At 57.1% G+C, this 8,484-nt stretch carries 7 protein-coding genes and 1 tRNA gene; 4 read left to right on the top strand and 4 right to left on the bottom strand.

Annotation, left to right across the window (positions count from 1 at the left end; translation table 11 throughout):
* Window positions 1-59: 59 nt before the first annotated feature.
* The 4 genes from ltrA to H4684_RS17045 all read right to left on the bottom strand — a co-directional run bounded on the left by ltrA (window position 60) and on the right by H4684_RS17045 (window position 5,248).
* Complete coding sequence (gene ltrA, locus H4684_RS17060; protein ID WP_225940510.1) at window positions 60-1,343, bottom strand: group II intron reverse transcriptase/maturase; 1,284 nt, start codon at window positions 1,341-1,343, stop codon at window positions 60-62.
* A gap of 497 nt (window positions 1,344-1,840) precedes the next feature.
* A complete protein-coding gene (locus tag H4684_RS17055; RefSeq protein WP_192624670.1) occupies window positions 1,841-3,184 on the bottom strand; it encodes an IS110 family RNA-guided transposase in 1,344 nt (447 codons plus the stop codon).
* A gap of 408 nt (window positions 3,185-3,592) precedes the next feature.
* On the bottom strand, window positions 3,593-4,333 hold the full coding sequence (locus tag H4684_RS17050) for a Fic family protein (protein ID WP_225940509.1): 741 nt from the start codon (window positions 4,331-4,333) through the stop codon (window positions 3,593-3,595).
* Window positions 4,334-5,171: 838 nt separating this feature from the next.
* Window positions 5,172-5,248: transfer RNA gene (locus H4684_RS17045), tRNA-Arg, on the bottom strand.
* A 95-nt stretch (window positions 5,249-5,343) separates the two neighbouring features.
* Between H4684_RS17045 and H4684_RS17040 the strand changes: the two genes are divergently transcribed.
* The 4 genes from H4684_RS17040 to H4684_RS17025 all read left to right on the top strand — a co-directional run bounded on the left by H4684_RS17040 (window position 5,344) and on the right by H4684_RS17025 (window position 8,353).
* Entirely contained in the window at window positions 5,344-5,910 is a 567-nt protein-coding gene (locus H4684_RS17040; protein WP_192624669.1) for a UbiX family flavin prenyltransferase, read from the top strand.
* A gap of 41 nt (window positions 5,911-5,951) precedes the next feature.
* The gene (locus tag H4684_RS17035) at window positions 5,952-6,602 is read left to right on the top strand and encodes a site-2 protease family protein (RefSeq protein ID WP_192624668.1); all 651 of its coding nucleotides are present in this window, start codon (window positions 5,952-5,954) and stop codon (window positions 6,600-6,602) included.
* A 9-nt stretch (window positions 6,603-6,611) separates the two neighbouring features.
* Window positions 6,612-7,625, top strand: a complete 1,014-nt coding sequence (locus H4684_RS17030) for a tryptophan--tRNA ligase (RefSeq protein ID WP_192624667.1) — start codon at window positions 6,612-6,614, stop codon at window positions 7,623-7,625.
* A gap of 65 nt (window positions 7,626-7,690) precedes the next feature.
* Window positions 7,691-8,353 carry a hypothetical protein gene (locus tag H4684_RS17025; protein WP_192624666.1) on the top strand — a complete coding sequence of 221 codons (663 nt, stop codon included), beginning with the start codon at window positions 7,691-7,693 and terminating at the stop codon, window positions 8,351-8,353.
* Window positions 8,354-8,484 lie beyond the last annotated feature (131 nt).

The following is an 8,484-nucleotide window of genomic DNA, read 5'->3' as shown; positions in this document are numbered from 1 at the left end:
CAGAGAAGGCCCTCGATTGTTCAGAAGTATTTCCACGGACAACATGTTCGATACGCAGCCTAAAATGTTAACTGTTTAGGGCTCGGAGTAATAACACATTGAAGTTTACGGTAGTGATCAAGCAGCGACACAAGTCCTAAGTTATCGAAGTACTTCTTGGGTAGAGCCGCGTTCATATGCGAGGCCCCCGAGTTCCACCACGGCCCATGCCCATTGGTGGCTGACTTCCACGAACGCGCCTCACTCAAGCCTCTCTGCATCAGCTTCTTGGCCCGGGTATGCCACCTTTTCCACTGACGCCAAAGGATTAAGCGCAATCGACGCCGAATCCATCCGTCAAGTTCCTCGAATACGTTCTTCACTTCGGACAGCTTGAAGTAGTTCACCCAGCCCCGTCGCTTCAGCGAGAGCCCGTCGATCACCGTTTGCAGGGATCGACCGCGTCCCTTGCGACAAACCTCGCGCACCGAGTCTTTCAACCGCGCGACCACCGCAGGGGCCACCTTCAGCCGTGGCTGTTTGTGAGCCGTCATGCTGTAACCCAGGAACTTGCGGTTCCAGGGCCGGTCCACCGCACTCTTGGTGGCGTTCACCTGAAGCTTCAGCCGGGTTTGCAGATACCGGCTGACCGAGGCCATGACGCGCTCCCCCGAGCGGCGGGTGCGCACATAGATGTTGCAGTCATCCGCGTACCGGCAGAACGCACGACCTCGGCGTTCGAGTTCCTTGTCCAGATCATCCAGTAGGATGTTCGACAGCAGCGGAGAGAGAGGACCTCCTTGCGGAGAGCCCTCCGACCGCTGACTGCACATCCCGCCCGTCATCAGCCCCGCTTGCAGGAACCGGCGGATAAGGCCGAGCACCCGCTTGTCCCCGACCTTGCGCCTCACGCGTGCCATAAGCACGTCATGGTTCACGCGATCGAAGAACTTCTCCAGATCCATGTCCACCACGAATCGTTTGCCGGCGGCGACATGCTCCCGTGCCTTCTGCACGGCCTGATGCGCGCTTCTACCGGGACGGAACCCGTAGCTTGATTCGGAGAAGCCGGGATTGAAGATCGGCGTAAGCACTTGGTGCAGCGCCTGCTGAACCAGACGGTCCATGGCCGTGGGGATGCCCAGTTGCCGTGTACCGCCGCCGGGCTTGGGGATCTCGACCCCCAGAACCGGTTGCGGTTCGTAGCTTCCGTCCAGAAGTGACTTCTCGATATGAGGACCGTAATACCCCCAGACGTCTTCGACACGCATGCCGTCGACGCCGGGGACACCCTTGTTGCTGCGCACACGCTTTGCCGCGGCGCTCATGTTCTCGCGTTCGACCACCGCTTCCATCACGTCCATAGCCTTCGGCCAGGAGTGCCCCATCCTTCCCGTGACCCCATCCGCACCGCGCACCTGCTCTCGGGGATTCCGTCCCCTACCCTTGGTCATGGCGGCAGAATGTCTCTGCCCTTCTGCGTTACTGCTGGTCATCGAAATTCCGGCTCCTGCCCCATGTTACATGTTCGGTCCTTCAGTCCGGTCGAGGGACCTACTATGACCTCTGCTGACTTCTGGACGCTCATCCCCGCGCCTCTCGACGCGGGTAGCACATGGCAAACGCCCAGATCTCCCCGGGTAATGCACACCCACCTTCCCCCTTATGCCCGCCGCATTTACGTCCGCGCCTTCCGTACAGGTATTGGACTTTGAAGATATTTGCCTTCTCATCCAGCGCGGCCGCCTCATATGCGGTTTCTGTTCGTCGAGCCAGGGTTTTGCCTGCGGCTTCCTTCAGATTCCACCTCGCGATGGACACCCTTGCCGATCGGCTCTCAAGAAACACTCATCCATGTTTTCTAAGTCATTTGTTCTGTTGGTATGAGCTGCATGCCCATTTGCTTGGCACGCTGGGAAAGGTTGCGCAGGACTCGTTCACGATATCGTTCTTCAAAATATTCTTGGCCCTTGTCGGTGTACTCCTCACCCTTGGTCAACATGGCATATACCAACCGGGCAAGCTTGTGAGCGGCCGCGGTGACAGCCTTGGGCTTGTCCATACGTGAACACATACGCCGAAAATATGCTCCCAAAGCAGATTGGCTTGAACAAAGCGCGGCGGCAGCAAGGCGCAGGGCTTGCGCAGCTCGATTCGCGCATTTCTTCGTTTTGCCGCTCATGACCTTACCTCCGGTAATTTTAGTGCCCGGACACAAACCAAGCCATGATGCAAAATGCTTGTCGCTGGGAAAACGAGAAATATCAGCGCCTATCTCGGATATGACTGCCAACGCGGTCGTAACATCGATACCGTCAATACGCGTCAGGTCCACTCCACACATCTGATAAAGTCGACTGCGCAGGTCAAACTTAGGAGCATTACGGCTTCGGCTGTGCTTTTTGCCCTTGGTCGGTTCGCCTTCATGAGCATGAAGACGCTGGAGCTGATCTTCGATTTCGGCATCACACTCTGCGAGTTGAATACCGCAAAAATCAAATCCATCCAGAGCCTGCTTCAGGCTGAACAAATGTTCGGCACGCCAACTACCCTGCAAACTTTTAGCAATTTCATCCACGCTCGCCTGAATGCGCGAGTTCTTGAGTAACGCAAGCTTATGTCCGTTACGCTCTCCGGCATTGATGGCGCGTAAAATCTTCAAACCGCTTTCACCAACGATATCTGAAATTACATTGGCAAGTTGAATATTCATCTGGGTCAATGCCTTTTGCATGTGCTGCACGTGTCTGGCCTGTGAACGAAGTAACATCGCACGTTGCCGAGTCAGTGCACGAAGAACACAGACCTCATCAGCAGGACGAAAAGCTCCGCGCAGCAAACCGTAGCTCATGAGTTGTTGGAGCCATTGACAATCCAGAACATCGCTTTTGCGCCCGGAAACATTCTTCACATGTCTCGCATTGACCAGCAGCACGGTAAAGCCACGACGTTCCAAAAGCTCAAACAAAGGAATCCAATAGACCCCTGTGGATTCCATGGCCACGATATCGACGCCACACTCCTTAAGCCAAGACGCTAGCCGTTCAAGATCAACAGTGTAGCTCTTGAACTCGCGCACGGGATCATCGTCTCGGTCAGGAGGTACCGCGCAAAAATGCGAACCACTACCGATATCTATACCGGCGGCGTTAGGATGGGTTAGAGTTAGTCTTGTTTTTTTCGACGCTCGGGTGCTGCGTGCCATAACGTCCTCCCATTCCAGAAAGTTATTATGCCGCCGGATTGGGAACGTCGTCTTAATCACTCTCTCAAACGGGATATCAAAATGCGCATAATACCGCATCCTGATTCACCAATGTCGATGACGTAGCCCAGGACCACGCTAGCGCGCGGGCAATAAACACCATTGCCTAATCGGTCTTCTCCGGCGACACGCTTCAATATGCCAGAGCCCAAAACCATGCGCTATGTGTTTCTTCGGGACGATTTGCGGCAAAGGAAGGGCCGATTACTTCGCTAGCGCTTCCCCCTGTTGGGTGCGCAGAGGACTTTCACCTCCAAGTGGGTGCGCCCTGCCGGGCGCACAAATAAGAAAAGCCCCGGAGCTTGTGACTCCGGGACTTTTCGTTCGCTGTTGTGTTTAAAGGCTAGGCTAAGCCGAGCAGATACCAATAGGGCTCGAAACTCTGCTCGACCAGTTGACCAAGCTGCTGGACGAATGGACCGTAACCCGCGTCCTTCCCCGCCTTGTCCAGATTCTGGAAATACGCGAGCCGATCCTCCACCGGGACGATGGCGGTCGGAATCCTGCCCGCATGAGTTCCAGATTCATGGCGAGCTTGGAAGTTCTGCCGTTGCCGTCCCGAAAGGGATGAATGATGACCAGGTCGGCATGTACCCTGGCAGCCCTTTCCACAGGATGAAGGCTCTGTGCATCGCCACGGTACCAGTCGAAGAAGCGCTGCATGCGTTCGCCGACATGGAGATGATCAGGCGGCGTATGCCCTGCGCCAGAGATAATGACGTTGCAGCCGCGATAACGCCCGGCTTCGTTGTCGAGTCCTCGCAGGACAAGCTGATGAAGATCCTTGAGAACGCTCTCATCGAGCAGGACATTCTCCTTTGCGAGATTTTCCAGATGGGTGATGGCGTCGGCATGGTTGACGGCTTCGAGATGATGTCGCAGCAGTTTGCCGCCGATGGTTAGCCCATCCTCAAGCACTACCTTGGTCTCTGTGAGGGTCAGCGCGTTCCCCTCGATGGCGTTGGAATGGTATGTGTACCTCAGCACCATGTCCTTGCGCAGATTCCTTAAGAGGCCTGGAGCAAGCGGAAGATGGTCGTCGAGCGTGGACTTCAGGGCGACCAGAGTGGCGAAGGCGTCATGATGCATGGTATGTCCTTTTTTGGCTTTTGGGTTTGGTAAACGCCCTGCCCGTCCATGTCCAGCGAACCAAGCACGGCCCCGGTTTGGAATTACCCTCTTCACAGGAATGCCCGTATTCGGACAGACAATTTCGATTTAAGAGAGGGATCGTGTATACTGGCTTAGAAAAATTTCCAGATCCCTTCTGACCCCCCTGAACGACACGTTGGCCTTGAGATATCCTTCCTTGACCGGCACTCATGACCCGGCACGTTGACAAATTCCTTCCCCAAGCCTCCCCAAACCAAAGCCGCACAAAAAGTATAGACGCCTGCTTCTATCGCAGATCAGGCATGTCCTGGAAGATGCGAACGTCTGAGCGCTTACAGACATGCAAAAATTCCGACGGTGATAACAGGCGACCTTTTGACCTACTGAGTTACTCTAATGGTCGATTGAATCGCTCTTTTGACCTACTGAGTTGCTCTAAAGGTCTGCTGAATCGGTCTGACCTACGGAGTTGCTCTTAAGGATTACCCTCATTCCTTGAACAATCTTGTCGCTTGGCAGGATCAAACCAATGAAAATCGGCATACCCAAAATGAGCGGAGTTGGAGCACCCACAAATTTCAGAGCCAACGGCGGTGCGGGGAAGCGTGCGGGGAAAGGTGCGAAAAAAAGCCTACAGGGAATTTCCCCTGTGTCATTCGGGGCGCGGATTTGCGTTCGGGAAAGCGTTCGGAAAAAAAATGGCCAGCAGGCGAATTCTCCCTAAGCCGTGCGGGGAGCGGATTTGCGTGCGGGGAATGGTGCGGGGAAAGAAAAAGGGCTTACGAGTGGTTTACTCATAAGCCCTTGATTTCTTTGGTGCGCAATGCAAGAATCGAACTTGCGGCCTTTAGCTCCGGAGGCTAACGCTCTATCCAACTGAGCTAATTGCGCACGAGGAATGCTTACCTATGCAGACGTCCCTCGCTTGTCAAGCATTCGTGTCTGAGATAGCCGGTTGGGCCAAGCTTAAATTTTTGAGGTGATTCATGACAGTTACGCGACGCATCATTCTGGCCATTTCCGGGGCCAGCGGCATGGAGTATGCCCGGTTACTCGCCCGCGCCCTGCGCGAGGTTCCTGGGGTGGAGCTGCATGGGATCATCTCGGACGGGGCGCGGCAGGTCTTTCGATACGAACTCGGCTCCGATCCGCTCGAACTCGAATCCAGCTTTCATTTCCTGCATGACCCCGCCAATATCGCGGCCCCGCCTGCCAGCGGTTCCTGGACGCATGCGGGCATGATCGTCTGTCCGTGCTCCATGGCCAGCCTCGCCGCCATCGCAAGCGGGGTCGGCACCAATCTGCTGCATCGCGCCGCCGACGTGACCCTCAAGGAGCGTCGTCCCCTTATCCTGGTGCCGCGCGAAACGCCACTGAGCGAGATCCATCTCAAGAACATGCTCCGCGCCCACAGGGCCGGGGCCGTGATCATGCCGCCCTGCCCCGGCTTCTACCATCGCCCGGAATCCATCGAGCAACTGGTCAGCCAGTTTGTGGGCCGCATCCTCGAACAGCTCGGCATGCCCCACGAGCTCTACACCCGCTGGAGCTAAAAGAGTTGCCCGCCGGGGCGCTTGATGATAGCCGAAGCTCCATGTTCGACATCAGCCAGACACTTCATCACTTTTCCATAATCGCCCTGCCCTTTTTTCTTGGCATCACCTGCCACGAAGTCGCGCACGGGTATGTTTCCTACCTCATGGGCGATCCCACGGCCAAGCTGGCCGGAAGGCTGACCCTCAACCCGCTGAAGCATCTCGACCCCATGGGCACCCTGGTCCTGCTTCTGACCCAGCTCATCGGCTGGGCCAAACCCGTGCCCATCAACCCGGCCTATTACAAGGATTACCGGCGCGGCATCCTGTACGTGTCCCTGGCCGGGCCCATGGCCAACTTCGCGGTGATGGCCTTCTTCGCCGTGCTGCTCAAGATCCTCGTCATCTATTCCCAGAATCCGGGCGCCGCCGACTCCGCGTACATCCTGCGGCCCATGATCAACATTGCCGTGGCCGGCGTCTTCATCAACGCCATCCTCGGCACGTTCAACCTGCTGCCCATTCCCCCGCTTGACGGCAGCAAGATCCTGGCCTGCCTGCTGCCCGGCCCCATGGCCGCGCGGTTCATGCAGCTCGAACGCTACGGATTCATCATCCTGCTTCTGCTGGCTTTCACCGGAGGACTCGGCATGATCCTGTCCCCGGTCTCGGCCTTTGTGCAAAACATGATCATCAAACCACTCCTATAGGTTTCAAGCATGAAGAAAATGACCGTCCTGACCGGAATCACCACTTCCGGCACGCCGCACCTTGGCAATTACGTCGGCGCCATCCGCCCGGCCATCGAGGCCAGCCGTGATGAAAACGTCAACTCCTACTATTTTCTGGCCGATTTTCATTCGCTGATCAAATGCCACGATCCGGCCCGGATTCATCAGTCCCGCCTGGAAGTGGCCGCCACCTGGCTGGCCCTTGGCCTTGATACGAACAAGAGCGTCTTCTACTGCCAGTCCGATATCCCCGAAATTCCCGAGCTGACCTGGATACTGACCTGCATGACGGCCAAGGGCCTCATGAACCGGGCCCACGCCTACAAGGCCGCGGTGCAGGAGAACGAGGAAAACGGCAGCCAGGATCCGGACAAGGGCATCACCATGGGGCTCTACTCCTACCCCATCCTCATGGCCGCGGACATCCTCATGTTCAACGCCAACATCGTGCCCGTGGGCAAGGACCAGACCCAGCACCTGGAGATGACCCGCGACATCGCGCAGCGCTTCAACCATCATTTCGGCGAGCACTTCGTCCTGCCCGAGGCCCGCGTGGACGAGTCCACGGCCGTGCTGACCGGCCTTGACGGGCGCAAGATGAGCAAGAGCTACAACAATTACATTCCGCTCTTTGCCCCGGAAAAGAATCTGCGCAAGCTGATCATGAAGATCACCACCAACTCCCAGGCTCCCGAGGAGCCCAAGGAGACCGAAGGATGCGCGCTTTTCGAAATGTTCCGCGCCTTCGCAACGCCCGAGCAGGTGGCCGACATGCGCGCCCGTTTCGCGGCGGGCATCGGCTGGGGCTACGTCAAGCAGGACCTGTTCGAGGTCGTCAACGCCCAGCTCGCCGAGCCGCGCGATAAGTATGCGGAGTTGATGCAAAACCCCGAATATATCGAAAAGGTGCTGAAGGAAGGCGCTGAAAAGGCCCGCGCCTACAGCCGCCCCTTCCTGGATCGCATCCGCGCCTCCGTTGGGATCAAGACGCTGGGCGCCTAAGTACGGACTGGTCTTCGGACCGATTTTTGTTTACTGTTTTTTTTATTCGAGCGAGGGAGGATACGATGGGCGCCGCCAAGAAAGTCGTGCAACTGGAACGCAAGACCAAGAAGGACACCGATTCGGCCCGCAAGACCAAGAAGGTCGAGCTGACCGAAGTCGTCAAGGAAAAGAAACCGGAAGCAATTTCCTTTATGGATTATGCGAACCTGGCCCAGAGCCTGACCCGGGAAAAATCCCTCGGCCACGACGAGGTCGAAGCGGCTCTTGAATCGCCTGCAAAGGTCGAGATCCCCCAAGCCGCCCCGGCTCCCGAAACCGATAGCGCCGCCCCCGAGGCCATCCCCTCGGCTCAGCCCCCGCGCCGCGACATGAGCAAGATCGCGCTTTTCGCCTCTCTTGCGGCGGTGATCCTGCTGCTTGGCTTCTATTTCAACCTCAATCAGAACATCAAGCAGCTGACCATGCAGGTCCAGGACCTCGCCGTGATCAAGACCACCGTATCCAGCCTGGACACCAAGGTCGGAACCATGGAATCCAAGGTCGCGGAGCTTGAGACATTGCCCTCCAAGACGCGAGCGGCGCTCATGAGCTCGATCCTGCAGGAGATGACGCAAAAGACATCCTACATGTCCACGCAGCTGCAGTCGCCGGAACAGCAGGAAAAGCTGATGAAGGCCAAGGAGCTGATCCAGCAGGTGCAGACCGAGCTCAACGCCCAGAACTAGTCCGCCGGAGCAGCATCGCGGCCTTCGCGTAACGCCCGTCTCACAAGGCCTTTCCGCGCCTTGAATTTCGGGCTGTGCTTGCGTCTCGCCGCGATGTTTTTCGCGCACGGCACCGGCCCATGCAACCGTGC

The sequence above is a fragment of the Desulfomicrobium macestii genome (assembly GCF_014873765.1).
GTDB lineage: Bacteria > Desulfobacterota > Desulfovibrionia > Desulfovibrionales > Desulfomicrobiaceae > Desulfomicrobium > Desulfomicrobium macestii.
Note: the sequence above shows the minus strand (reverse complement) of the source record. Positions and strands in the feature narration are given on the sequence as shown.

What these genes read in the sequence shown, in the direction of transcription:
- H4684_RS17035 (WP_192624668.1), top strand. Translation starts at nt 5,952, where the DNA reads ATGTTCGACATCAGCCAGACACTTCATCACTTTTCCATAATCGCCCTG.
- H4684_RS17050 (WP_225940509.1), bottom strand. Translation starts at nt 4,333, where the DNA reads ATGCATCATGACGCCTTCGCCACTCTGGTCGCCCTGAAGTCCACGCTC.
- H4684_RS17055 (WP_192624670.1), bottom strand. Translation starts at nt 3,184, where the DNA reads ATGGCACGCAGCACCCGAGCGTCGAAAAAAACAAGACTAACTCTAACC.
- H4684_RS17030 (WP_192624667.1), top strand. Translation starts at nt 6,612, where the DNA reads ATGAAGAAAATGACCGTCCTGACCGGAATCACCACTTCCGGCACGCCG.
- H4684_RS17025 (WP_192624666.1), top strand. Translation starts at nt 7,691, where the DNA reads ATGGGCGCCGCCAAGAAAGTCGTGCAACTGGAACGCAAGACCAAGAAG.
- ltrA (WP_225940510.1), bottom strand. Translation starts at nt 1,343, where the DNA reads ATGGACGTGATGGAAGCGGTGGTCGAACGCGAGAACATGAGCGCCGCG.
- H4684_RS17040 (WP_192624669.1), top strand. Translation starts at nt 5,344, where the DNA reads ATGACAGTTACGCGACGCATCATTCTGGCCATTTCCGGGGCCAGCGGC.